Source organism: Rubrivivax gelatinosus (assembly GCF_016583785.1).
Lineage (GTDB): Bacteria > Pseudomonadota > Gammaproteobacteria > Burkholderiales > Burkholderiaceae_C > Rubrivivax > Rubrivivax gelatinosus_B.
This window is the reverse complement of the sequence record NZ_NRRU01000024.1, coordinates 14,325-36,710: the sequence shown is the minus strand read 5'-3', so window position 1 is coordinate 36,710 and position 22,386 is coordinate 14,325. Positions and strand designations below refer to the sequence as shown.

Annotated in this window: 26 protein-coding genes and 1 tRNA gene; 26 read left to right on the top strand and 1 reads right to left on the bottom strand. The window is 68.6% G+C overall.

What is annotated here, in order from left to right; translation table 11 throughout:
* Nucleotides 1-405: 405 nt before the first annotated feature.
* Both CKO43_RS08405 and CKO43_RS08400 read left to right on the top strand, forming a co-directional pair.
* Nucleotides 406-606, top strand: coding sequence for a hypothetical protein (locus CKO43_RS08405; RefSeq protein WP_200378379.1), 201 nt, complete (start codon nt 406-408; stop codon nt 604-606).
* Nucleotides 607-776: 170 nt separating this feature from the next.
* A complete protein-coding gene (locus tag CKO43_RS08400) occupies nt 777-962 on the top strand; it encodes a hypothetical protein (RefSeq protein ID WP_200378378.1) in 186 nt (61 codons plus the stop codon).
* On the opposite strand, the gene CKO43_RS08395 is transcribed toward CKO43_RS08400, so the two are convergent.
* Complete coding sequence (locus tag CKO43_RS08395) at nt 959-1,825, bottom strand: class I SAM-dependent methyltransferase (protein WP_200378377.1); 867 nt, start codon at nt 1,823-1,825, stop codon at nt 959-961. The genes CKO43_RS08400 and CKO43_RS08395 overlap by 4 nt on opposite strands.
* Nucleotides 1,826-2,168: 343 nt before the next feature.
* On the opposite strand from CKO43_RS08395, the gene CKO43_RS08390 reads away from it, so the two are divergent.
* From CKO43_RS08390 to nuoF, 24 genes are all read left to right on the top strand, one after another.
* Nucleotides 2,169-2,666: a low molecular weight protein-tyrosine-phosphatase gene (locus CKO43_RS08390; protein WP_346728229.1), complete on the top strand. Its 498-nt coding sequence runs from the start codon at nt 2,169-2,171 to the stop codon at nt 2,664-2,666.
* A gap of 117 nt (nt 2,667-2,783) precedes the next feature.
* A complete protein-coding gene (gene iscR / locus CKO43_RS08385; RefSeq protein ID WP_200229061.1) occupies nt 2,784-3,317 on the top strand; it encodes a Fe-S cluster assembly transcriptional regulator IscR in 534 nt (177 codons plus the stop codon).
* Between the two features lie 16 nt (nt 3,318-3,333).
* Nucleotides 3,334-4,548, top strand: coding sequence for an IscS subfamily cysteine desulfurase (locus CKO43_RS08380; protein ID WP_200229062.1), 1,215 nt, complete (start codon nt 3,334-3,336; stop codon nt 4,546-4,548).
* An 18-nt stretch (nt 4,549-4,566) separates the two neighbouring features.
* Nucleotides 4,567-4,968 (top strand): Fe-S cluster assembly scaffold IscU, encoded by a 402-nt coding sequence (gene iscU / locus CKO43_RS08375; protein ID WP_200229063.1) that lies wholly within the window; start codon nt 4,567-4,569, stop codon nt 4,966-4,968.
* 7 nt (nt 4,969-4,975) lie between these two features.
* On the top strand, nt 4,976-5,299 hold the full coding sequence (gene iscA, locus CKO43_RS08370) for an iron-sulfur cluster assembly protein IscA (RefSeq protein ID WP_200229064.1): 324 nt from the start codon (nt 4,976-4,978) through the stop codon (nt 5,297-5,299).
* Between the two features lie 64 nt (nt 5,300-5,363).
* Entirely contained in the window at nt 5,364-5,837 is a 474-nt protein-coding gene (locus tag CKO43_RS08365) for a GNAT family N-acetyltransferase (protein WP_200229065.1), read from the top strand.
* A complete protein-coding gene (gene hscB / locus CKO43_RS08360; protein ID WP_200229066.1) occupies nt 5,834-6,358 on the top strand; it encodes a Fe-S protein assembly co-chaperone HscB in 525 nt (174 codons plus the stop codon). The genes CKO43_RS08365 and hscB overlap by 4 nt, the downstream gene beginning before the upstream one ends.
* A gap of 7 nt (nt 6,359-6,365) precedes the next feature.
* Nucleotides 6,366-8,225, top strand: coding sequence for a Fe-S protein assembly chaperone HscA (gene hscA / locus CKO43_RS08355; RefSeq protein WP_200229068.1), 1,860 nt, complete (start codon nt 6,366-6,368; stop codon nt 8,223-8,225).
* A gap of 8 nt (nt 8,226-8,233) precedes the next feature.
* The gene (fdx, locus tag CKO43_RS08350) at nt 8,234-8,572 is read left to right on the top strand and encodes an ISC system 2Fe-2S type ferredoxin (protein ID WP_200229069.1); all 339 of its coding nucleotides are present in this window, start codon (nt 8,234-8,236) and stop codon (nt 8,570-8,572) included.
* A 229-nt stretch (nt 8,573-8,801) separates the two neighbouring features.
* Nucleotides 8,802-9,848 carry a tRNA (adenosine(37)-N6)-threonylcarbamoyltransferase complex transferase subunit TsaD gene (gene tsaD / locus CKO43_RS08345; RefSeq protein WP_200229070.1) on the top strand — a complete coding sequence of 349 codons (1,047 nt, stop codon included), beginning with the start codon at nt 8,802-8,804 and terminating at the stop codon, nt 9,846-9,848.
* A gap of 81 nt (nt 9,849-9,929) precedes the next feature.
* Nucleotides 9,930-11,225, top strand: coding sequence for a branched-chain amino acid ABC transporter substrate-binding protein (locus CKO43_RS08340; protein ID WP_200229071.1), 1,296 nt, complete (start codon nt 9,930-9,932; stop codon nt 11,223-11,225).
* 13 nt (nt 11,226-11,238) lie between these two features.
* Nucleotides 11,239-12,390, top strand: coding sequence for a pyridoxal phosphate-dependent aminotransferase (locus CKO43_RS08335; RefSeq protein WP_200229072.1), 1,152 nt, complete (start codon nt 11,239-11,241; stop codon nt 12,388-12,390).
* 145 nt (nt 12,391-12,535) lie between these two features.
* Entirely contained in the window at nt 12,536-12,805 is a 270-nt protein-coding gene (rpsO, locus tag CKO43_RS08330; protein ID WP_200229073.1) for a 30S ribosomal protein S15, read from the top strand.
* 151 nt (nt 12,806-12,956) lie between these two features.
* On the top strand, nt 12,957-15,266 hold the full coding sequence (pnp, locus tag CKO43_RS08325; RefSeq protein WP_200229074.1) for a polyribonucleotide nucleotidyltransferase: 2,310 nt from the start codon (nt 12,957-12,959) through the stop codon (nt 15,264-15,266).
* Nucleotides 15,267-15,277: 11 nt separating this feature from the next.
* The gene (locus tag CKO43_RS08320; protein ID WP_200229075.1) at nt 15,278-16,267 is read left to right on the top strand and encodes an NAD(P)H-quinone oxidoreductase; all 990 of its coding nucleotides are present in this window, start codon (nt 15,278-15,280) and stop codon (nt 16,265-16,267) included.
* 23 nt (nt 16,268-16,290) lie between these two features.
* A complete protein-coding gene (gene tpiA, locus CKO43_RS08315; RefSeq protein ID WP_200229076.1) occupies nt 16,291-17,031 on the top strand; it encodes a triose-phosphate isomerase in 741 nt (246 codons plus the stop codon).
* Between the two features lie 20 nt (nt 17,032-17,051).
* On the top strand, nt 17,052-17,438 hold the full coding sequence (gene secG, locus CKO43_RS08310; protein ID WP_200229078.1) for a preprotein translocase subunit SecG: 387 nt from the start codon (nt 17,052-17,054) through the stop codon (nt 17,436-17,438).
* Nucleotides 17,439-17,563: 125 nt separating this feature from the next.
* Nucleotides 17,564-17,648, top strand: a tRNA-Leu gene (locus tag CKO43_RS08305).
* Nucleotides 17,649-17,824: 176 nt separating this feature from the next.
* Nucleotides 17,825-18,184 (top strand): NADH-quinone oxidoreductase subunit A, encoded by a 360-nt coding sequence (locus tag CKO43_RS08300; protein WP_200229080.1) that lies wholly within the window; start codon nt 17,825-17,827, stop codon nt 18,182-18,184.
* 24 nt (nt 18,185-18,208) lie between these two features.
* On the top strand, nt 18,209-18,685 hold the full coding sequence (locus CKO43_RS08295) for a NuoB/complex I 20 kDa subunit family protein (RefSeq protein ID WP_014427767.1): 477 nt from the start codon (nt 18,209-18,211) through the stop codon (nt 18,683-18,685).
* A gap of 16 nt (nt 18,686-18,701) precedes the next feature.
* Nucleotides 18,702-19,301 (top strand): NADH-quinone oxidoreductase subunit C, encoded by a 600-nt coding sequence (locus CKO43_RS08290; RefSeq protein ID WP_200229082.1) that lies wholly within the window; start codon nt 18,702-18,704, stop codon nt 19,299-19,301.
* Entirely contained in the window at nt 19,301-20,554 is a 1,254-nt protein-coding gene (locus CKO43_RS08285; RefSeq protein WP_200229083.1) for an NADH-quinone oxidoreductase subunit D, read from the top strand. The genes CKO43_RS08290 and CKO43_RS08285 overlap by 1 nt, the downstream gene beginning before the upstream one ends.
* Complete coding sequence (nuoE, locus tag CKO43_RS08280; RefSeq protein WP_200229084.1) at nt 20,551-21,036, top strand: NADH-quinone oxidoreductase subunit NuoE; 486 nt, start codon at nt 20,551-20,553, stop codon at nt 21,034-21,036. The genes CKO43_RS08285 and nuoE overlap by 4 nt, the downstream gene beginning before the upstream one ends.
* Complete coding sequence (nuoF, locus tag CKO43_RS08275) at nt 21,033-22,379, top strand: NADH-quinone oxidoreductase subunit NuoF (protein ID WP_200229085.1); 1,347 nt, start codon at nt 21,033-21,035, stop codon at nt 22,377-22,379. Before nuoE ends, nuoF begins: the two co-directional genes overlap by 4 nt.
* Nucleotides 22,380-22,386 lie beyond the last annotated feature (7 nt).

Sequence of the window (22,386 nt, the reverse complement as noted above, 5' to 3'; positions counted from 1 at the left end):
GATCGCCTCCGCCCCGCGCGGATCGTCGTAGAGGTTCGACATGCGTTCCGTGGCGTGTCCCAGTAGAGTCTCGGTGTCGACGTCACCCTGCGCCTTGTAAAGCCGCTTCGACAGGCTGCGGACTTCGTGGAAAGTCGGGGTGCCCTTGCCGTCTGGCAGCGTGTCCTGGATGCCGGCCAGGCTCCGGGCCTCGGTGAACGCGTGCGAGATGCGGTCCGGGTGAACAGGCTACCCGGCCGGAGCGTTGCCACCGGTTGACGTGTTGCACCATGTATCGGCTGACGACCGACGTGCGGTGCTTCACCAGGTCGGCCGGCCTCAATGCGCCGGTACGTCTCCAGCCTGAGCCGGCCGCGCTTCAGCAGCACTTCGGCCCGGCGCGTTGGCTCGGCGACAGTACTGCGCTTGGGCGAGCTGGCGAACGCCGACGCAGCCATCATCCGCGAGCACATCCGCGCAAGGGCTGAGATCAAGGCGAAATATGCCCAGGCCGACCACGAGCAGACGCAGACGACTGACATGGCTGGAGACGCCGCCGAAGACGTCTTCGTGCGCCGCACGCGTCCCGCGCAGGCGTGGCTCTCGCAGGCCGCGGCCAGCGCCTAGGTGTTCGTGTGCAAGGCGCCAAGCGTCGAGATCCTGTTGCTGACGCTGCCGTGCGTCTACGCCAGCCTGCGCCGTCGGCAAGTGGACCGACGCGCGCGCCGCGGTGGCTGCCGCGTAGGGAGCCGCACGATGACCGAAATCGTTGCCTTCGACGCCGTCCCATCGTCTCCATGCGCGGCCGAGACTGGCAGCCAGGCCCGCCCCTGGACATCCAGCACCTGCGCCGTGACGTCTGCCGGCAGATGCGCCGGATCGACGCGCTGCTGCGCGAGACCGGGCTAGGGGCGCAGCTGCTGCCGCAGCCCGAGATCCTCGGCGGCGCTCTCTGCGCCATGGGCGGCACCGCCTTCGGCTAGACCGTCTCGAACCAGAACGACGCGCCGGTGAACAGTTCGGATCCGACCCCAGGCCCGAACGTCGCGCGCATCGCGTCCGGCTGATCGCGGCTCATCATGTGCGTCGCGAACACCACGCGGTACCGCGGCGAGCACGCCAGCAAGCAGTGCAGCAGATACTGCTCGGTGTAGAACCGCTCGACGTAGGCGTCGGGGTAGTCGTATGGCAGGAACACGTCATGGACGTGCACCAGAACCCCAGAAGGCAGCGACGGCAGCACCTTGCAGAACAGGTGCGGCAGGTCGCCCCCGCGCCGACAGATGTGGCTGGAGTCGATGAACAGCAGCGTTCCGGGCTTCACGCCTTCAGTCGCCAGGGAGCTTTCTTCGACGCGCGTGTACTCGACGCGATCTGCGAAGTCGGCGACCGAACGCCGCGGCTGCGGATCGATGACGTGCACCGGCGTCGCTAGGCCGGCGTGCTGGATCGCGGCCTTGGCGACCAGTGTGCTGTAGCCCGATCCGACCTCAATGATCCGCTCGGGACGCCGCGCCACGATCATCGCGGCGTAGACCTCGGCATCGGGCGTGGGGTAGTAGGCGTTGTGGATCAAGCCCTGTGCAGCGTAGTCCACGCCTCGGAAGCCGGGGTTGATCTCGCGGTCGGCGCGCAGCTTGGCGTACAGGTCGCCGTACGACCTGAAGCCCTCCAGCAGCTGAAGCTGCCGGTCGACAGCCAGGTCAATACCGGCGTCGCCGCTCTTCTCGCGTGGGTAGTAGCTGTCTGAAAGGCCGCCGGGCGGGAGCAGATCTCGTTTTGCCGAGGTTAAAAGAGCACGATCGCGCCCTGGCAGCATCCTGGTCGCGAGTTCATCCCTGATCATGTCCGCGCCTCTGTGGGGTGTAACGAGCAGCATCGTAGCCGCCATGCGGGCGTCACACGTCGTCAATGAAGGGGGCCGAGGCGAGCGCTCGCCTCGCCGCGCAGCGGTCTACCGATCTTCTGCCGGCGGAGGCAGATCGGAGCGGATCGAGCGCGCATTGGCGCAGACAGTTCGGTCGCAAGTGCTCGCCGCTGAACGACTTCAGTGCTGTCTTCTAAGCAACTGCTCTGCGCCGCGCGTGAACATCCTGCGCGGCGTTCACTTGCCTCGCGTAAGCTGTTGATTCTGCTTGCGCGAGACCCGTCTTTCGCGGGGCCGCTTGAGCGCCAGGAATCAAGCCTAAGTGCCCGCCACCAAAAAAGAATCCTCGATACTCTTTGTCTGCATGGGCAACATCTGCCGCTCGCCGACCGCCGAGGGCGTGCTGCGCGCCAAGCTCGAGGCCGCGGGCCTGGCGCGCGAAGTGCGCGTCGACTCCGCCGGCACCCACGGCTACCATGTCGGCGAAGCGCCCGATCCACGCGCGGTTCGTTTCGCGGCCGCGCGGGGTTACGATCTCGCCCGGCTCCGGGCCCGGAGAGTCGCCCGCGAGGATTTCTCGCGCTACGACTGGATCCTCGCGATGGACGAGGACAACCTGACCCGGCTGCGGCAGATCGCACCCGACGACGCCGGCGCCGACCTCGGGTTGCTGATGGACCACGCACTGCGACACTCCGGTGTGCGCGAGGTGCCGGACCCGTACTACGGGGCGGCAGCGGGTTTCGAGCGGGTTCTCGACCTCGTCGAGGACGCCTGCGAGGGGATCGTCGCCCGGCTGCTGCGGGCACGCTCGTCGTAACGGCGGCCCCCCAAGCTTGACCAAAACGGTTGGTTTCGGGCATACTTGAGCAATCTAGTCGGGATCATCGTCAGGGGAAACCCGCGGATCGCCGACGCTTTCCGGAAGGAGACACCCATGAGACTGACCACCAAAGGCCGCTTCGCCGTCACCGCGATGATCGACCTGGCGCTGCGCTCGCACAGCGGCCCGGTGGCGCTGGCCGCCATCAGCCAGCGGCAGCAGATTTCGCTGTCCTACCTCGAACAGCTGTTCGGCAAGCTGCGCCGCCACGAACTGGTCGAAAGCACCCGCGGCCCGGGCGGCGGTTATTCGCTCGGCCGCGCGGCCGACGAGATCACGGTCGCCGACATCATCGTCGCGGTCGACGAGCCGATCGACGCCACCGGCTGCGGCGGCAAGGAAAACTGCCTCGGCGACGACGGCGGCCGCTGCATGACGCACGACCTCTGGGCGAGCCTGAACAACAAGATGATCGAGTACCTCGACTCGATCTCGCTGAAGAAGCTGGTCGACGAGCAGATCGCCAAGGGCGTGTCGGTCGAGGAGACGCCGGTCAAGCGCGCGATCTCGTCGCAGCCGGTCGTCAAGCCGATCAAGGTCACCGCGCCGAACTCGGTGTTCGCGTTCGGCAGCTCGTTCACCAAGTAATTCCCGCTTTCCTCCCATGACTCCGCACTTCCCGATCTACATGGATTACGGCGCGACGACGCCGGTGGACCCGCGTGTCGTCGACAAGATGATTCCCTGGCTGCGCGAGCACTTCGGCAACCCGGCGTCGCGCAGCCACGCCTGGGGCTGGGAGGCGGAGGAAGCGGTGGAGAAGGCGCGGGCCCAGGTCGCGTCGCTGATCAAGGCCGACCCGCGCGAGATCGTCTGGACCTCGGGCGCGACCGAGAGCAACAACCTCGCGCTCAAGGGCGCGGCGCATTTCTACGCCTCGCGCGGCAAGCACCTGATCACGGTGAAGACCGAGCACAAGGCGGTGCTCGACACGATGCGTGAGCTGGAGCGCCAGGGTTTCGAGGTCACCTACCTCGACGTCCAGGAAGACGGCCTGCTCGACCTGGAACGTTTCAAGGCCGCGCTGCGCCCGGACACGATCCTGGTCTCGGTGATGTTCGTGAACAACGAGATCGGCGTGATCCAGGACATCCCCGAGATCGGCCGCATCTGCCGCGAGCGCGGCATCGTCTTCCACGTCGACGCCGCGCAGGCCACCGGCAAGGTCGCGATCGACATGGGCACGCTGCCGGTCGACCTGCTGAGCCTGGCCTCGCACAAGAGCTACGGCCCCAAGGGCATCGGCGCGCTCTACGTGCGGCGCAAGCCGCGTGTGCGGCTGGAGGCGCAGATGCACGGCGGCGGCCACGAGCGCGGCATGCGCTCGGGCACGCTGCCGACGCACCAGATCGTCGGCATGGGCGAGGCCTTCGCGCTCGCCGAAGCCGAGATGGGCACCGAGAGCGAGCGCATCCGCATGCTGCAGAAGCGCCTGCTCGACGGCATCTCCGACATCGAGCAGGTCTTCATCAACGGCGACCTGACCCGGCGCGTGCCGCACAACGTCAACGCCAGCTTCAATTTCGTCGAGGGCGAGTCGCTGATCATGGGCGTCAAGGGCATCGCCGTGTCCTCCGGTTCGGCCTGCACCTCGGCCAGCCTGGAGCCCAGCTACGTGCTGCGGGCGCTCGGCCGCAGCGACGAACTGGCGCACTCCAGCCTGCGCATGACGATCGGCCGCTTCACGACGGCCGAGGAGATCGACTACGCGGTTGCGACGCTGAAGGACCGCGTCGCCAAGCTGCGCGAGCTGTCGCCGCTGTGGGACATGTACAAGGACGGCGTCGACCTGGCGTCGATCCAGTGGTCCGCGCATTGATTTCGAAGGAGTACCGAGATGGCTTACAGCGACAAGGTCGTGGATCACTACGAGAACCCGCGCAACGTCGGCGGCTTCGAAAAGGGTGACGAGACGGTGGGCACCGGCATGGTCGGCGCGCCGGCCTGCGGCGACGTGATGAAGCTGCAGATCAAGGTCGACCCGGCGACGGGCCTGATCGAGGACGCACGCTTCAAGACCTACGGCTGCGGCTCGGCGATCGCGTCGAGTTCGCTCGTCACCGAGTGGGTCAAGGGCAAGACGCTGGACCAGGCGCTGACGATCAAGAACACCGACATCGCCGAGGAACTGGCGCTGCCGCCGGTGAAGATCCACTGCTCCATCCTCGCCGAGGACGCGATCAAGGCCGCCGTGCAGGACTACAAAGCCAAGCACATCGAGACGGCGCAAACCCACTGAACGAGTCATGTCCGTCACTCTCACGGAAGCAGCAGCCCGGCACGTCACGCGTTACTTGGGCCGCCGCGGCAAGGGCGTCGGCGTGCGCCTGGGCGTCAAGACCACCGGCTGTTCGGGCCTGGCCTACAAGCTGGAGTACGCCGACGAGGTCGGCCCCGAAGACCTGATCTTCGAGGACCACGGCGTCAAGGTGCTGGTCGACCCGAAGAGCCTGCCCTATATCGACGGCACCCAGCTCGACTTCGTGCGCGAAGGGCTGAACGAAGGCTTCAAGTTCCACAACCCGCGCGAACGCGACCGTTGCGGCTGCGGCGAGTCCTTCCGCGTCTGAACGAAAATCTCCGGTTGCCCTGCAACAGGCGCGGCCCCGGAGGCCGCGCTTTGCCTTCCACGCGATGCTGACCATCCGCCCCGAAAGCCCCGACCAGCCCGAGGTCGTCGAACTGCTCGCCCAGCTCGACGCCTATCTGGCGGCGCTGTATCCGCCCGAGGCCAACCACATCCTCGACGTCAAGGCGCTGCTCGCGCCCGACGTGTACTTCCAGGTCGCGCGCCGCGCCGGGCGGCTGGTCGGCATAGCCGCCTTCCGCCGCATGCCGGGAGAGACCGCCACCGGCGGCGAGCCCTACGGCGAGATCAAGCGCATGTACGTGCCGCCGGCCGAACGTGGCCAGCGCATCGCCGAGAAGCTGCTGCATGCGCTCGAAGACCGGCTGCTGATCGAGAGCTACCGCTGGGCGCTGCTGGAGACCGGCGTCGACCAGCACGAGGCCATCCGCCTGTACGAACGCTGCGGCTACACGCGCCGCGCCGCCTTCGCCGGCTACCCCGACAACGGCCTCTCGGCCTTCTACGCCAAGGCGCTATGAAGCTCGACGACGACGACTTCACGCTGCTGGGCCTGCCGCAGCGCCATGCCATCGACCGCGCCGCGCTCGACTCGGCCTGGCGCCGGCTGCAGGGCGAGGTGCACCCCGACCGTTTCGCCGCCCAGGGCGCTGCCGCGCAGCGCCTGGCGATGCAGTGGGCGGTGCGTGTCAACGAGGCCTACCAGCGCCTGAAGGAGCCGCTCGCGCGTGCCGCCTACCTGTGCGAGCTGCGCGGTGCGGCCGTCGACGCCGAGCGCAACACGGCGATGCCCACAGCCTTCCTGATGCAGCAGATGGAGTGGCGCGAAGCGCTGGAAGACGCCGCCGACCTGGCCGCCGTCGAGGCGCTGGACGCCGAGGTCGCCGCCGCCGAATGCAAGCTGCTGGCCGACGTCGCGCGCCGTCTCGACGAGGAGAACGACGCCGCCGCGGCTGCCGCCGACGTGCGCGCGCTGATGTTCGTGAACCGTTTCCGCCAGGACATCGAGCGCCGCCTCGACACCCTGGACCCGACCCGCTGAAGAGCCGATGGCGCTGCTGCAGATTTCCGAACCGGGCGCCGCGCCCGACCCCCACCAGCGGCGCATCGCCGTCGGCATCGACCTGGGCACGACGCATTCGCTCGTCGCCTCGCTGCGCCACGGCGTCGCCGAGTGCCTGCCCGACGCCCAGGGCCGCGTGCTGCTGCCCTCGGCGGTGCGTTACCTTGACGGCGGCGGCCGCCGCATCGGCCACGACGCGCTCGCCGCCGCGGCCGAGGACCCCGAGAACACGCTGGTCTCGGTCAAGCGCCTGATGGGCCGGCGCCTGGCCGACCTGCAGGGCACGGCGCACAAGCTGCCTTACCGCTTCGTCGACACGCCGGGCATGGTGTCGATCACCACGCGCGACGGCGACAAGACCCCGGTCGAGGTCTCGGCCGAGATCCTGGCGGCGCTGCGCCAGCGCGCCGAAGACTCGTTCGACGACGATGTTTACGGCGCCGTCATCACCGTGCCGGCGTACTTCGACGACGCCCAGCGCCAGGCGACCAAGGCCGCGGCCCAGCTCGCCGGGCTGAACGTGCTGCGTCTGATCAGCGAGCCCACCGCCGCCGCCGTCGCCTACGGCCTGGACAACGGCAGCGAAGGCCTCTATGCCGTGTACGACCTGGGTGGTGGCACCTTCGACATCTCGCTGCTGCGCCTGAACCGCGGCGTCTTCGAGGTCGTCGCCACCGGTGGCGATGCGGCGCTTGGCGGCGACGACGTCGACCACGCGCTCGCCGACTGGGCGCTGGCGCAGGCCGGCGTCACGGCGGTCTCGGCGCAGGACAAACGTGTCGCGCTGGTCGCCGCGCGTGCCGCCAAGGAAGCGCTGAGCAGCGCCGAGGCCACGACCTGGCGCGCCGGCATCGGCGGCCAGGACTACACGGTCGAGCTGACGCGCGCCCAGCTGGAGACGCTGGCGCGGCCACTGGTCGAACGCACGCTGGCCGCGGTGCGCAAGGTGCTGCGCGACGCCCGTGTCGCGCGCGACGAGGTGCAGGGCGTGGTGATGGTCGGCGGCGCGACGCGCATGCCGCTGGTGCGCACGGCGGTCGGCGAACTCTTCGGCCGCGAGGTGCTGACCAACCTGAACCCGGACGAGGTCGTCGCGCTCGGCGCTGCGGTCCAGGCGAACGCGCTCGCCGGCAACGCCGGCGACGGCGAACTGCTGCTGCTGGACGTGATCGCGCTGTCGCTGGGGCTGGAGACCATGGGCGGCCTGGTCGAACGTGTGATCGAACGCAACACGACGATCCCGGTGGCCAAGGCGCAGGAGTTCACGACCTTCAAGGACGGCCAGACGGCGATGGCGATCCACGTCGTCCAGGGCGAACGCGACCTCGTCTCCGAGTGCCGCTCGCTGGCGCGTTTCGAGCTGCGCGGCATCCCGCCTATGGCCGCCGGTGCGGCGCGCATCCGCGTCACCTTCCAGGTCGACGCCGACGGCCTGCTCAGCGTCTCGGCGCGCGAGCAGGGCTCGGGTGTCGAGGCCAGCGTCGTCGTCAAACCCAGCTACGGCCTGGACGACGGCCAGATCGCGCGCATGCTGCAGGACGGTTTCACCCACGCCGCCGACGACATGGCGGCGCGTTCGCTGCGCGAGGCGCAGGTCGATGCCGAACGCATGGTGCTGGCCACACGTGCCGCGCTGCAGGCCGACGGCCAGCTGCTGGCGGCCGAGGAGCGCCAGGCGATCGAAGCCTTGATCGCCGAAACGCTGGCGATCGCTGCCGGCGGCGACGCCGCCGCGATCGAAGCCGCCGTCAAGGCGCTGGCCGACGGCACCGAAGCCTTCGCCGCCGCGCGCATGAACCAGGGTATCCGGCAGGCGCTGTCCGGCCGCCGTGTCGAAGACGTCTAGAGGCCACCATGCCCGTGATCCGCATCCTCCCCCATCCTGACTACTGCCCCGAGGGCCGCACGATCGAGGCGCCGTCGGGCACCTCGCTGTGCGAGGCGCTGCTGGACAACGGCATCGAGATCGAACACGCCTGCGAAATGAGCTGCGCCTGCACCACCTGCCACGTCGTCGTGAAGGAGGGTATGGCGTCGCTGGGTGAACCCGACGAGGCCGAAGAAGATCTGCTCGACCGCGCCTGGGGGCTGCAGCCGACCTCGCGCCTGAGCTGCCAGGCCATCCTGGCCAAGCAGGACGTGACGATCGAGATCCCGCGCTACTCGATCAACCACGCGCGCGAGAAGCACTGAAGCCGAGCACGGCGCCCCGCGTCGGTGCCAGGGTCTTGCCGGCAGGCGAAAAAAAACCTCCCCGGCGCGAACCGGAGAGGTGGGTATAAAGGGCCTGTTGCCCTGCTGAGGAGATAGACAGACACCCGACGGAGGTGTCGCTTTTCTTCTTGCAAGCGCTGTGCCAGGCATGACCCAGATCATCCGGCGCGCTGCGGCCCCGGTCCGCCAGCCCTCTAAACTGCCCGCCATGATCGTTCTCGGATTCGAGTCGTCCTGCGACGAGACCGGCGTCGCGCTGGTCGAGACCGGCGCTGGCGCCGCCCCCCGCCTGCTCGGCGAAGCGCTGCACAGCCAGGCCGAGATGCACGCCGAGTACGGCGGCGTCGTGCCCGAACTGGCCTCGCGCGACCACATCCGGCGTGTGCTGCCGCTGGCGCGCCAGGTGCTGGCCCAGTCCGGCCGCACGCTGGCCGAAGTCGACCTCGTCGCCTACACCCGCGGGCCCGGCCTGGCCGGCGCGCTGCTGGTCGGCGCCGGCGTCGCGGTCGCACTCGGGGCCGCGCTCGGGCGCCCGACCTTCGGCGTGCACCACCTCGAAGGCCATCTGCTGTCGCCCTTCCTGGCCGATCCGGCACCCCAGTTCCCGTTCGTCGCGCTGCTGGTCTCCGGCGGCCACACGCAGCTGATGCGGGTCGACGCCGTCGGTTGCTACGAACTGCTGGGCGAGACCATAGACGACGCCGCCGGCGAAGCCTTCGACAAGAGCGCCAAGCTGCTGGGCCTCGGTTACCCGGGCGGTCCGGCGCTGGCGCGGCTGGCCGAGTTCGGCGACCCGAAGGCCTACGCGCTGCCGCGGCCGCTGCTGCACAGCGGCGACCTGGACTTCTCCTTCGCCGGCCTGAAGACCGCCGTGATGACCCAGCATCGCAAGCTGGGCACCAATGTCTGCGAGCAGGCGCTTGCCGATCTGGCGGCCTCGACCCAGGCGGCGATCGTCGACGTGCTCGCGGCCAAGGCGCTGCGCGCACTGAAGGCCAGCGGCACGAAGCGGCTTGTCGTCGCCGGCGGTGTCGGCGCCAACCAGCGGCTGCGCCAGACGCTGGACGCCGGGGCGAAGCAGCTCGGGGCCCAGGTCCACTACCCGCCGCTGGCGCTGTGTACCGACAACGGCGCCATGATCGCGATGGCCGCGGCGATGCGGCTGGAGCGCGGCCTGGCCGCCGGCAGCACCGACGGCGCCTTCGACGTGCGGCCGCGCTGGCCGCTGGACGAGCTCTCGGCGGCAGCCTCCTAGAATCGCCGCTCCTGCCGGCCCGGCCAGGGCCGGCTCCTCGATGGCGGCGCCGTCGCCGCATCCGCACCCGGATTCCCCGCGATGAAACCCTCCTCCCTGACGCGCCGCGCCTGGCTGGCGCTGGCCGCCGCCGGCCTGGCCGCTCCGCTGCACGCCCAGCCCGGCGCCGTGGCGCGCGAGCCGATCAAGCTGGCGCTGATCGAAGGCCTGTCGGGCGCCTTCGCCAACGCCGGCGACGCCGTCGCGCGCAACATCCAGTGGGCGGTCGAGCGGGTCAACAGCCGTGGCGGCGTGCGTCTGCCCGGCGGTGCGCGGCCGCTGGAGCTGGTGCGCCTGGACAGCAAGGGCTCGACCGAAGAGGCGCTGTCGCTGCTGCGCTCGGCGCTGGACCAGCGCATCGCCTTCGTGCTGCAGGGCAACAGCTCGGCCACCGCGGCGGCGCTGGTCGACGCGCTGGACAAACACAACGCCCGCGAGCCCGAGCGGCGCGCGATCTTTCTGAACTACTCGGCGGTCGACCCGGCGCTGACCAACGAACGCTGCAGCTTCTGGCACTTCCGCTTCGACGCCCACGCCGACATGCGGCTGGCGGCGCTGACCGACGTGCTGCAGGGCGACCGCTCGGTGAAGAAGGTCTACCTCATCGGCCAGGACTACAGCTTCGGCCAGCACGTCAACCGCAAGGCGCGCGAGATGATCGCTGCCAAGCGCCCCGACATCCAGATCGTCGGTGACGAGTTGCATCCGATGGGCCGGGTGAAGGACTTCATTCCCTACGCCGCGAAGATCAAGGCCAGCGGCGCGCAGGCGGTGCTGACCGGCAACTGGGGCAATGACCTGACGCTGCTCGTGCGCGCGCTGCGCGAGGTCGGCAGTGACGCCAGGCTCTACACCTTCTACGGCAACGCGCTGGGCGTGCCGGCGGCGGTGGGCGACGCCGGCATCGGCTCGGTGCTGGCGGTGGCCGAATGGCACCCGAACGTCGGCGGCGCGCCGGCCGAGGCCTTCTACGCCGCCTTCCGCAAACGTTTCCCCGACCCGCGCGAAGACTACGTGCACGCGCGCATGCAGGTGATGGTCGAGATGCTGGCGGCGGCGATCGAACGCGCGCGCAGCACCGAAGCCGCCGCGGTCGCGCGCGCCTTCGAGGGCCTTGCCTACGATGGCGCGACGCTCGGCGGCCTGCACCGCGCGACGATGCGCGCCGAAGACCACCAACTGCAGCAGCCGCTGGTCGTCAGCGTGATGGAGCGTGCCGGCGGCAAGGCCGTGCCGCACGACGTCGAAGGCTCGGGCTACGGCTTCAAGACGCTGCGGCGCCTGGACGCCGCTGCCGTCGCACAGCCGACCACCTGCCGCATGAACCGCCCCAACTGAGCCCGAGAACCCGATGCGCGACGCCATCCAGACCCTGCCTGCCTCCAAGATCCGCGAAGTCGCCAACGCCGGCCTGGGCCGCGACGACGTGCTCGCGTTCTGGTTCGGCGAGAGCGACGAGGTCACGCCCGAGCCGGTGCGGCTGGCCGCGGCGCGTTCGCTCGAAGCCGGCGAGACCTTTTATTCGCACAACCTCGGCCTGCCCGAGCTGCGCGCGGCGATCGCGGCCTACGCCAGCGCGCTGCACGGCCCGGTCGACGCCGGCCGCATCGCCGTCACGTCCTCGGGCGTGAACGCGTTGATGCTGGCGATGCAGTTGCTCGTCGGCGCCGGCGACGAAGTCGTCGCCGTCGTGCCGGTCTGGCCCAACCTGACGGCGCAGCCGGCGATCCTGGGCGCGACCGTCACGCGCGTGCCGCTGCGGCCGCAGGGCGGGCGCTGGGCGCTGGACCTGGACGAGCTGCTCTCGCGTGTCACCGAGCGTAGCCGCGTGCTGCTGGTCAACGCGCCGAACAACCCGACCGGCTGGACGCTGACACGCGCCGAGCAGCAGGCCATCCTGGCGCACTGCCGCAAGACCGGCACCTGGATCGTCGCCGACGAGGTCTACGAGCGCCTGTACTTCGAAGGCGACGCGAAGGCGGCGCCGAGTTTTCTCGACATCGCCGGCCCGGACGACCGGCTGGTGGTCGTGCACAGCTTCAGCAAGAGTTTTCTGATGACCGGCTGGCGCCTGGGCTGGCTGGTGCTGCCGGCCGGCCACCACGACGGTATCGGCAAGCTGCTCGAGTTCAACAGCTCCTGCGCGCCGGTCTTCGTGCAGCGCGGCGGGCTGGCTGCACTGGCCATCGCCGACGACTTCGTGCCCGGCCTGGTGGCGCGGCTGGGCGCCTGCCGCGACCGCCTCGTCACGGGGCTGCAGGCGCTGCCCGGCGTGACGGTGGCGACACCGCCCGGCGGCATGTACGCCTTCTTCCGCGTCGAAGGCCGCGACGACTCGCTCGCCTTCGCCAAGGAACTGGTGCGCGAGCACGGCCTGGGGCTGGCGCCCGGGGCGGCCTTCGGCAGCGAAGGCGAGGGCTGGCTGCGCTGGTGCTTCGCTTCGCGCGACCCCGCGCGGCTGGACGCCGGGCTGCAAAGGCTGGCGGCCGCGATCCGTCTATAATCACGTGTTCGCCTATGTCCTACTGGGCACGGGAGAACAGCACGGCACCGGTCGGTTTCACTGGTGTTCCGCAAGTCCGCAACACGGAAACCGCAACCGGCGCACGGCGTCCAGGGCGGTTTCCACTCGTCAAGAGGAAAACCGCATGTCTCTCGATATCGCGAAGAAGGCCGAAATCGTGGCCTCCAACGCCCGTGGCGCCAACGACACCGGGTCCCCGGAAGTCCAGGTCGCGCTGCTGACCGCTCGCATCAACGAGCTGACGCCCCACTTCAAGCAGCACCTGAAGGACCACCACGGCCGCCGCGGTCTGCTGAAGATGGTCAACCAGCGCAAGCGCCTGCTGTCCTACCTGAAGGACCGCGCGCCCGAGCGCTACACCGCGCTGATCGCCAAGCTGGGTCTTCGCAAGTAAATACGAGGGCGGGGTCGCCGCTTCGCGACGACCCCTTTCCGTTCTTTTTTTCATCAACGGGCACGGACGCAGCCGTGTCATTCCAACGACGCCTGACACAGGGTTTCACTGGAATGGCATCGCGCCGGCCCCCAACCGAAAGGCAATGCCCATGAGCATGTTCAACAAGATCACGAAGAGCTTCCAATGGGGCTCGCATCAGGTCACGATGGAGACCGGCGAGATCGCGCGCCAGTCCAGCGGCGCCGTCGTCGTCAGCGTCGATGACACCGTGGTGCTCGCCACCGTGGTCGCCAAGACCGACGCCAAGGCCGGCCAGGACTTCTTCCCGCTGACCGTCGACTACATCGAGAAGACCTACGCCGCCGGCAAGATCCCGGGCAGCTTCTTCAAGCGTGAAGGCCGCCCGAGCGAACTCGAGACGCTGACCTCGCGCCTGATCGACCGCCCGATCCGCCCGCTGTTCCCCGAAGGCTTCTTCAACGAAGTCCAGGTCGTCATCCACGTGCTGAGCCTGAACCCCGAGGTCCAGGCCGACATCCCGGCTATGATCGCGACCAGCGCCGCGCTGTCGATCAGCGGCATCCCGTTCAACGGCCCGATCGGCGCCGCGCGCGTCGGCTACGTCAACGGCGAATACGTGCTCAACCCGAGTGCCGCGCAGCTGGCCGACAGCCAGATGGAACTGGTCGTCGCCGGCACCGAAGCCGCCGTGCTGATGGTCGAGTCCGAAGCGCAGCAGCTGTCCGAGGAAGTGATGCTGGGCGCCGTCGTCTTCGGCCATGACCAGGGCAAGGTGGCGATCGCCGCCATCAACGAACTGGTGCGCGAAGCCGGCAAGCCGGAATGGACCTGGCAGCCGCCGGCCAAGGACGAGCCCTTCATCGCCAAGGTCACCGCGCTGGCCGAAGAGCCGCTGCGCGCCGCCTACCAGATCCGCAGCAAGCAGGCCCGCACCCAGGCCACCCGCGCCGTCACCGCCAGCGTCTTCGCCGCGCTGAAGGAAGAAGGCGTCGCCTTCGATGCGGTCGCCGTCGAAGGCCTCCTGTTCGAGATCGAAGCGCGCATCGTGCGCGGCCAGATCCTGGCCGGCGAGGCGCGCATCGACGGTCGCGACACGCGCACCGTGCGTCCGATCGAGATCCGCTCGGGCGTGCTGCCGCGCACCCACGGCTCGGCGCTGTTCACGCGCGGCGAGACGCAGGCGCTGGTGGCCGCGACGCTGGGCACCGAACGCGACGCGCAGCGCATCGACGCGCTCGCCGGCGAGTTCGAAGACCGCTTCATGCTGCACTACAACATGCCCCCGTTCGCCACCGGCGAGACGGGCCGCGTGGGCAGCCCCAAGCGCCGCGAGATCGGCCACGGCCGTCTGGCCAAGCGCGCGCTGGTCGCGGTGCTGCCGAAGAAGGACGAGTTCCCGTACACGATGCGCGTGGTCTCGGAGATCACCGAGTCCAACGGCTCGTCGTCCATGGCCTCGGTCTGCGGCGGCTGCCTGTCGCTGCTGGACGCCGGCGTGCCGCTGAAGGCGCACGTCGCCGGCATCGCGATGGGCCTGATCAAGGAAGGCAACCGCTTCGCCGTGCTGACCGACATCCTCGGTGACGAGGATCACCTCGGCGACATGGACTTCAAGGTCGCAGGCACCGGCACCGGCATCACCGCGCTGCAGATGGACATCAAGATCCAGGGGATCACGAAGGAAATCATGCAGGTCGCGCTGGCGCAGGCCAAGGAAGCGCGCCTGCACATCCTGGGCAAGATGGTCGAGGCCGTCGGCGGCGCCAAGACCGAGGTGAGCCAGTTCGCCCCGCGTCTGTACACGATGAAGATCAACCCGGAGAAGATCCGTGACGTCATCGGCAAGGGCGGCGCGACGATCCGCGCGCTGACCGAAGAGACCGGCTGCACGATCGACATCGGCGAAGACGGCACGATCACGATCGCCAGCACCGACGCCGACAAGGCCGCGCATGCGCAAAAGCGCATCGAGGAGATCACGGCCGAAGCCGAGATCGGCAAGATCTACGAAGGCCCGGTCACCAAGATCCTGGACTTCGGCGCCCTGGTCAACATCCTGCCCGGCAAGGACGGCCTGCTGCACATCAGCCAGATCGCGCACCAGCGCGTCGAGAAGGTCACCGACTTCCTCGAAGAAGGCCAGGTCATCAAGGTCAAGGTGCTCGAGACCGACGAGAAGGGCCGCATCAAGCTCAGCATGAAGGCGCTGCTCGACCGGCCGGAAGGCTTTGTCGAGGAAGAGCGTCCGCGCCGCGAGCGCAGCGACCGTGGTGAACGCAGCGACCGCGGCGACCGCCCGCGCCGCGAACGCGAGCCGCGTGAACCGCGCGAGCCGCGTGCCGAAGCCGCCGCGCCGACCGAGGCGCCGGCTGCCGACGTGCCGGCCGTGAACGAGGCTCCGGCCGTCGGCGCCGAACGCGCCCCGGGCCAGGAGTAAACGGGCACACGATGCGCGCGGTCGAGATCAGCCGTTTCGGCCGGCCCGAGGTGCTGCAGTTGGTGCAGCGCCCGGTGCCGGTGCCGGCGGCCGGCGAGTTGCTGATCGCGGTGCAGGCTTCGGGCGTCAACCGCCCGGACGTGCTGCAGCGCAAGGGGCACTACCCGCCGCCGCCGGGCGCCTCCGACCTTCCGGGTCTGGAGGTCGCCGGCACGGTGGCCGGCGGCTCGGCAGCCGACCTCGCCGCGGCGGGGCTGGCGCTCGGCGACGCGGTCTGCGCGCTGGTGACCGGTGGCGGTTACGCCGAGTTCTGCGCCGCCCCGGCGGTGCAGTGCCTGCCGCTGCCCAAGGGCCTGTCGGCGATCGAGGCCGCGAGCCTGCCCGAGACCTTCTTCACCGTCTGGCAGAACGTCTTCCAGATCGCGCGCCTGGCGCGCGGCGAGACGCTGCTGGTGCAGGGTGGCACGAGCGGCATCGGCGTCACCGCGATCCAGCTCGCCAAGGCCTTCGGTGCGACGGTGTTCGTCACCGCCGGCAGCGACGAGAAGTGCGCCGCCGCGCTGGCCGTCGGTGCCGACCATGCGATCAACTACCGCACGCAGGACTTCGTTGCCGAGGCGAAGCGCCTGAGCGGCGGCGGCCGCGGCGTCGACGTCGTGCTCGACATGGTCGCCGGCGACTATGTGGCGCGCGAGGTCGAGTGCCTGGCCGAGGACGGCCGGCTCGCGATCATCGCGGTGCAGGGCGGCACGGCCAGCGGCTTCGACGCCGGCCTCGTGCTGCGCAAGCGCATCACGATCACGGGCTCGACGCTGCGCCCGCGCAGCGTGGCCTACAAGGCTGCTCTCGCGCGTTCGCTGCGCGAAAACGTCTGGCCACTGATCGAGGCCGGCAGCGTGCGGCCCGTCGTCCACCAGGTGTTCCCGGCCGCTGAGGCGGCCGCGGCGCACACGCTGATGGAATCGGGCTCGCACGTCGGCAAGATCGTGCTGGCCTGGTAAACCGAACTTCAAGGACTCACAAGATGCGACGCAAGCTCGTGGTGGGCAACTGGAAGATGCATGGCAGCCGCCCGGCGAACGCCGAGCTGCTGGCGGCATTGATCGGTGGCCGTCCCTATGCCGCCGACGTAGCCGTCTGCGTGCCCTTCGTCTTCCTCTCCGAAACCGCGGCCACGCTCGCCGGCAGCGATCTGCGCTGGGGTGCGCAGGACGTCTCCGAGCACGAGCAGGGCGCCTACACCGGCGAAGTCTCGGCGGCGATGCTGGCCGAATGCGGCTGCCGCTACGCCATCGTCGGCCACTCCGAACGCCGCGCCTACCACGCCGAAGGCGACCAGGTCGTCGCACGCAAGGCGCAGGCGGCGCTGGCGCGCGGCGTGACGCCCGTCGTCTGCGTCGGCGAGACGCTGGAACAGCGCGACGCCGGCGAGACCGAGGCCGTCGTCAAGCGCCAGCTGTCGGCGGTGATCCACCAGCTGACGCATTGCGCCAGCGAAATCGTCGTCGCCTACGAGCCCGTCTGGGCCATCGGCACCGGCCGCACCGCGACGCCCGAACAGGCGCAGGCGGTGCATGCGGTGCTGCGCGCGCAGCTGCACGCGGCCACTGGCCGCGGCGACGGCATGCGCATCCTCTACGGCGGCAGCGTCAAGGCGGACAACGCCAAGATCCTGTTCGCACAACCCGACATCGACGGCGGGCTGATCGGCGGTGCGTCGCTGAAAGCCGCCGACTTCATCGCGATCTGCCGCGCCGCGGCCTGAGATTTCCCCGGAGTTTTCCCATGCACATCTGGATGAACCTCATCCTCGTCCTGCAGATCCTGTCGGCGCTGGCCATGATCGGCCTCGTGCTGATCCAGCACGGCAAGGGCGCCGACATGGGCGCGTCTTTCGGCGGCGGCTCGTCGGGCAGCCTGTTCGGTGCCACCGGCAGCGCCAACTTCCTGTCGCGTTCCACCGCGGCCTGCGCGACGCTGTTCTTCATTTGCACGCTGACGCTGGCCTTCATGTCCAACAGCGTGCGCGGCCCGGCGCAAGAGGCGTCGAGCGTGCTCGATCGCGCCGCCCCGGCTCCGGCAGCAGCCAGCGCGCCGGCTGCAGGTGTCATCCCCGGCACGCAGCCGCTGGTGCCGGCGACGCCGGCCTCCGGCGCCGCCGGTGGCAATTGAGCCTGACTGAATCGTCTGTAAGGCTTTCCAAGAAAGAAAGCACAAAGCAATATAGAATGCTTCTTTGTCCGGAGAGCGACCCTCATGCCAACCGGACAGGAAGCGCCAAGAAAGTTTGACGTCTTGCCGACGTGGTGAAATTGGTAGACACGCTATCTTGAGGGGGTAGTGGCGAAAGCTGTGCGAGTTCGAGTCTCGCCGTCGGCACCAAAAGACCGAGTGACGTGTTGTCCGGAGGTGGTCCAAGCCTCCGGCGACGCCGTTCCGAGGAGCAATCCGCAAGGGATGGCAAAGCGCGCCCCCCGGGCAGTCGTAGACTGTTCCGAGGCGCGTTTTTTTTCGACCTGACAGAACCTGACGGGACTCTGACAAGGATCAAAGACAAGATGGACATCCAAGGCTACCTCCCCGTCATCCTGTTCATATTCGTCGGGCTGGCCATCGGGGTCGCACCCCAGGTTCTCGGCTTCATCTTCGGCCCCAACCGGCCGGACACCGAGAAGAACAGCCCCTACGAATGCGGCTTCGAGGCCTTCGAGGACGCGCGCATGAAGTTCGATGTGCGCTACTACCTCGTTGCCATCCTGTTCATCCTCTTCGATCTCGAGATCGCCTTCCTCTTCCCCTGGGCCGTGGCCCTGCGCGACATCGGCGCGACGGGGTTCTGGGCGATGATGCTGTTCCTCGGCATCCTCGTCGTCGGCTTCGTCTACGAGTGGAAGAAGGGTGCGCTGGACTGGGACTGATCCCAAGCCCGCCAGGAGACACGTATGGGAATCGAAGGCGTCATCAAGGAAGGCTTCGTCACCACCTCGGTGGACAAGCTGATCAACTGGTCCAAGACCGGGTCGCTGTGGCCGATGACCTTCGGTCTGGCCTGCTGTGCCATCGAGATGATGCACGCCGGCGCCGCGCGTTACGACATCGACCGCTTCGGCATGCTGTTCCGCCCCAGCCCGCGGCAGAGCGACCTGATGATCGTCGCCGGCACGCTGTGCAACAAGATGGCGCCGGCGCTGCGCAAGGTCTACGACCAGATGGCCGAACCGCGCTGGGTGCTGAGCATGGGCTCCTGCGCCAACGGCGGCGGCTACTACCACTACAGCTACTCCGTCGTGCGCGGCTGCGACCGCATCGTGCCGGTGGACGTCTACGTGCCCGGCTGCCCACCGACGGCCGAGGCGCTGCTCTACGGGATCCTGCAGCTGCAGAGCAAGATCCGCCGCGAAAACACCATCGCGCGCTGAAGGCGCGATCAGCACGATGAGCACCCGACTCGACACCCTGCAGAAGACACTCGAGGGCGCTCTCGCCGGCAAGGTCCGCACGACCGTGCGTGCCCTCGACGAGATCACGATCACCGTCGGCGCAGCCGACTACCTGCAGGTTGCGCGCATCCTGCACGAAGACCCGGGGCTGCGCTTCGAGCAGCTCGTCGACCTGTGCGGGGTCGACTACTCCGAGTACCGCAACCAGCCCTGGGACGGCCCGCGCTATTGCGTCGTCTCGCACCTGCTGTCGGTGACGCACAACTGGCGCCTGCGGCTCAAGGTCTTCTGTCCCGACGACGACCTGCCCGCGGTGGCCTCGGTGCACGAGGTCTGGGCCTCGGCCAACTGGTTCGAGCGCGAGGCCTTCGACCTCTTCGGAATCGTCTTCGAAGGCCACGTCGACCTGCGCCGCATCCTCACCGACTACGGCTTCATCGGCCACCCGATGCGCAAGGACTTCCCGGTCTCGGGCCACGTCGAGATGCGCTACGACCCGGAGAAGAAGCGCGTGATCTACCAGCCGGTGACGATAGAGCCGCGCGAGATCGTTCCGCGCGTCGTGCGCGAGGACAACTACGGCGGGCTGCACTGATGGCCGAAATCAAGAACTACACGCTCAACTTCGGGCCGCAGCACCCGGCCGCTCACGGCGTGCTGCGCCTGGTGCTCGAACTCGACGGCGAGGTCATCCAGCGCGCCGACCCGCACATCGGCCTGCTGCACCGCGCGACCGAGAAGCTGGCCGAGACCAAGACCTTCCTGCAGACGCTGCCCTACATGGACCGTCTCGACTACGTGTCGATGATGGTCAACGAGCAGGCCTACTGCCTGGCGGTCGAGAAGCTGCTGGGTGTCGATGTGCCGCTGCGCGCGAAGTACATCCGAACGATGTTCGCCGAGCTGACGCGGCTGCTGAACCACCTGCTGTGGCTGGGCACGCACTCGCTGGACTGCGGCGCGATGAACGTGTTCCTGTACGCGTTCCGCGAGCGCGAGGACATCCTCGACATGTACGAGGCCGTGTCGGGCGCGCGCATGCACGCGGCCTATTTCCGTCCGGGCGGCGTCTACCGCGATCTGCCGGACACGATGCCGCAGTACACCTTCAGCAAGATCCGCAACGAGCGTGCGATGAAGGAGCTGAATACGAACCGCCAGGGTTCGCTGCTCGACTTCATCGAGGACTTCGTCAAGCGTTTCCCCAGCCGCGTCGACGACTACGAGACGCTGCTCACCGACAACCGCATCTGGAAGCAGCGCACCGTCGGCATCGGTGTCGTCACCGCCGAACGCGCGCTGAACCTGGGCTTCACCGGCCCGATGCTGCGCGGCTCCGGCGTCGCCTGGGACCTGCGCAAGCAGCAGCCCTACGACGCCTACGAGCTGGTGGACTTCGACATCCCGGTGGGCGTCACCGGCGACACCTACGACCGCTACCTGGTGCGCATGGAAGAGATGCGCCAGTCCAACCGCATCATCCAGCAGTGCGTCGACTGGCTGCGCGCGAACCCGGGGCCCGTGATCACCGACAACCACAAGGTGGCGCCGCCGGCACGCGTGGACATGAAGTCCAACATGGAAGAGCTGATCCACCACTTCAAGCTCTTCAGCGAAGGCATGCACGTCCCCGAGGGCGAGGCCTACGCGACCGTCGAACACCCGAAAGGCGAGTTCGGCATCTACCTGATCAGCGACGGGGCCAACAAGCCCTACCGGATGAAGATCCGACCGCCCGGTTTCGTGCATCTGGCCGCGCTCGACGAGCTCTCGCGCGGCCACATGCTCGCCGACGCGGTCGCGATCATCGGCACCATGGACATCGTGTTCGGCGAGGTCGATCGATGAGTTTTTCCGACGCCACCCTGGCGCGCTTCGCGCGTGAAGTGGCCAAGTTCCCCGCCGACCAGAAACAGTCGGCCGTCATGGCCTGCCTGGCGATCGTCCAGCACGAGCAGGGCCTCGTGACCCCGGAGTCCGAGGAGGCGATCGCCGCCTACCTGGGCATGCCCGCGATCGCGGTGCACGAGGTCACGACCTTCTACAACATGTACAACCAGCAGCCGGTGGGCAAGTACAAGCTCAACGTCTGCACCAACCTGCCTTGCCAGCTGCGCGACGGCGAGCACGCGCTCGACCACGTCTGCAAGAAGCTCGGCGTCAAGCCCTACGGCACCACCGAGGACGGGCTGTTCACGGTCCAGCCCAGCGAGTGCCTGGGGGCCTGCGCCGACGCCCCGGTGATGCTGGTCAACGACCGCCAGATGCTCAGCTTCATGAGTGACGGCCGGCTCGACGAGCTGATCGAGACGCTGCGCAAGGAAGGATGAGCATGCTCGACCTGTCGAAGTTCCAGACGCGCGGTGTCGAGACCTGCTTCCACGGCCGCCACATCCAGCCGCAGATCTACGCCGGCCTCGACGGCCGCAACTGGCGCCTGGCCGACTACGTCGCACGCGGCGGCTACTCGGCGCTGAAGAAGATCCTGGGCGCTGACGGCGGCCCGGGTTTGACGCCGGACCAGGTCATCGCCGAGATCAAGCTCTCGGCCCTGCGCGGCCGCGGCGGCGCGGGTTTCCCGACCGGGCTGAAGTGGAGCTTCATGCCGCGCCAGTACCCGGGCCCGAAGTACCTGGTCTGCAACTCCGACGAGGGCGAACCTGGCACCTGCAAGGACCGCGACATCCTCTCGTACAACCCGCACGTGGTGATCGAGGGCATGTGCATCGCGGCCTACGCGATGGGCATCCGCACCGGCTACAACTACATCCACGGCGAGATCTTCGAGGTCTACCAGCGCTTCGAGGAGGCGCTGGACGAGGCGCGTGCCGCCGGCTTCCTCGGCGACAACATCCTCGGCTCGCAGCACGGCTTCCAGCTGCACGCCTTCCACGGCTTCGGCGCCTACATCTGCGGCGAAGAGACCGCGCTGCTCGAGTCGCTCGAGGGCAAGAAGGGCCAGCCGCGTTTCAAGCCGCCGTTCCCGGCCAGCTTCGGCCTGTACGGCAAGCCGACGACGATCAACAACACCGAGACCTTCGCCGCGGTGCCGTGGATCATCAACCACGGCGGCCAGGCCTACCTGGAGGTCGGCAAGCCGAACAACGGCGGCACCAAGATCTACTCGGTCGTCGGCGACGTCGAACGCCCGGGCAACTTCGAGGTGCCGATGGGCACGCCGTTCGCGACCCTGCTCGAACTCGCCGGCGGCGTGAAGGGCGGCAAGCTGAAGGCGGTGATCCCGGGCGGCTCGTCGGCTCCGGTGCTGCCGGCCAAGGTGATGATGGACCTGACGATGGACTACGACGCCATCGCCAAGGCGGGCTCGATGCTGGGTTCGGGCGCTGTGATCGTGATGAACGACACGCGCTGCATGGTCAGGAGCCTGCTGCGCCTGTCCTACTTCTACCAGCACGAGAGCTGCGGCCAGTGCACGCCCTGCCGCGAAGGCACCGGCTGGCTCTGGCGCCTGGTCGATCGCATCGAGACCGGCAAGGGCCGCGCCGAGGACCTTGCGCTGCTCGACTCGGTGGCCGACGGCATCAAGGGGCGCACGATCTGCGCGCTGGGCGATGCGGCGGCGATGCCGGTGCAGGGCATGCTCAAGCACTTCCGCGACGAATTCGCCTACCACGTCGAACACAGGACCTGCATGGTCTCCCAGCCGGTCTAGGGCACCC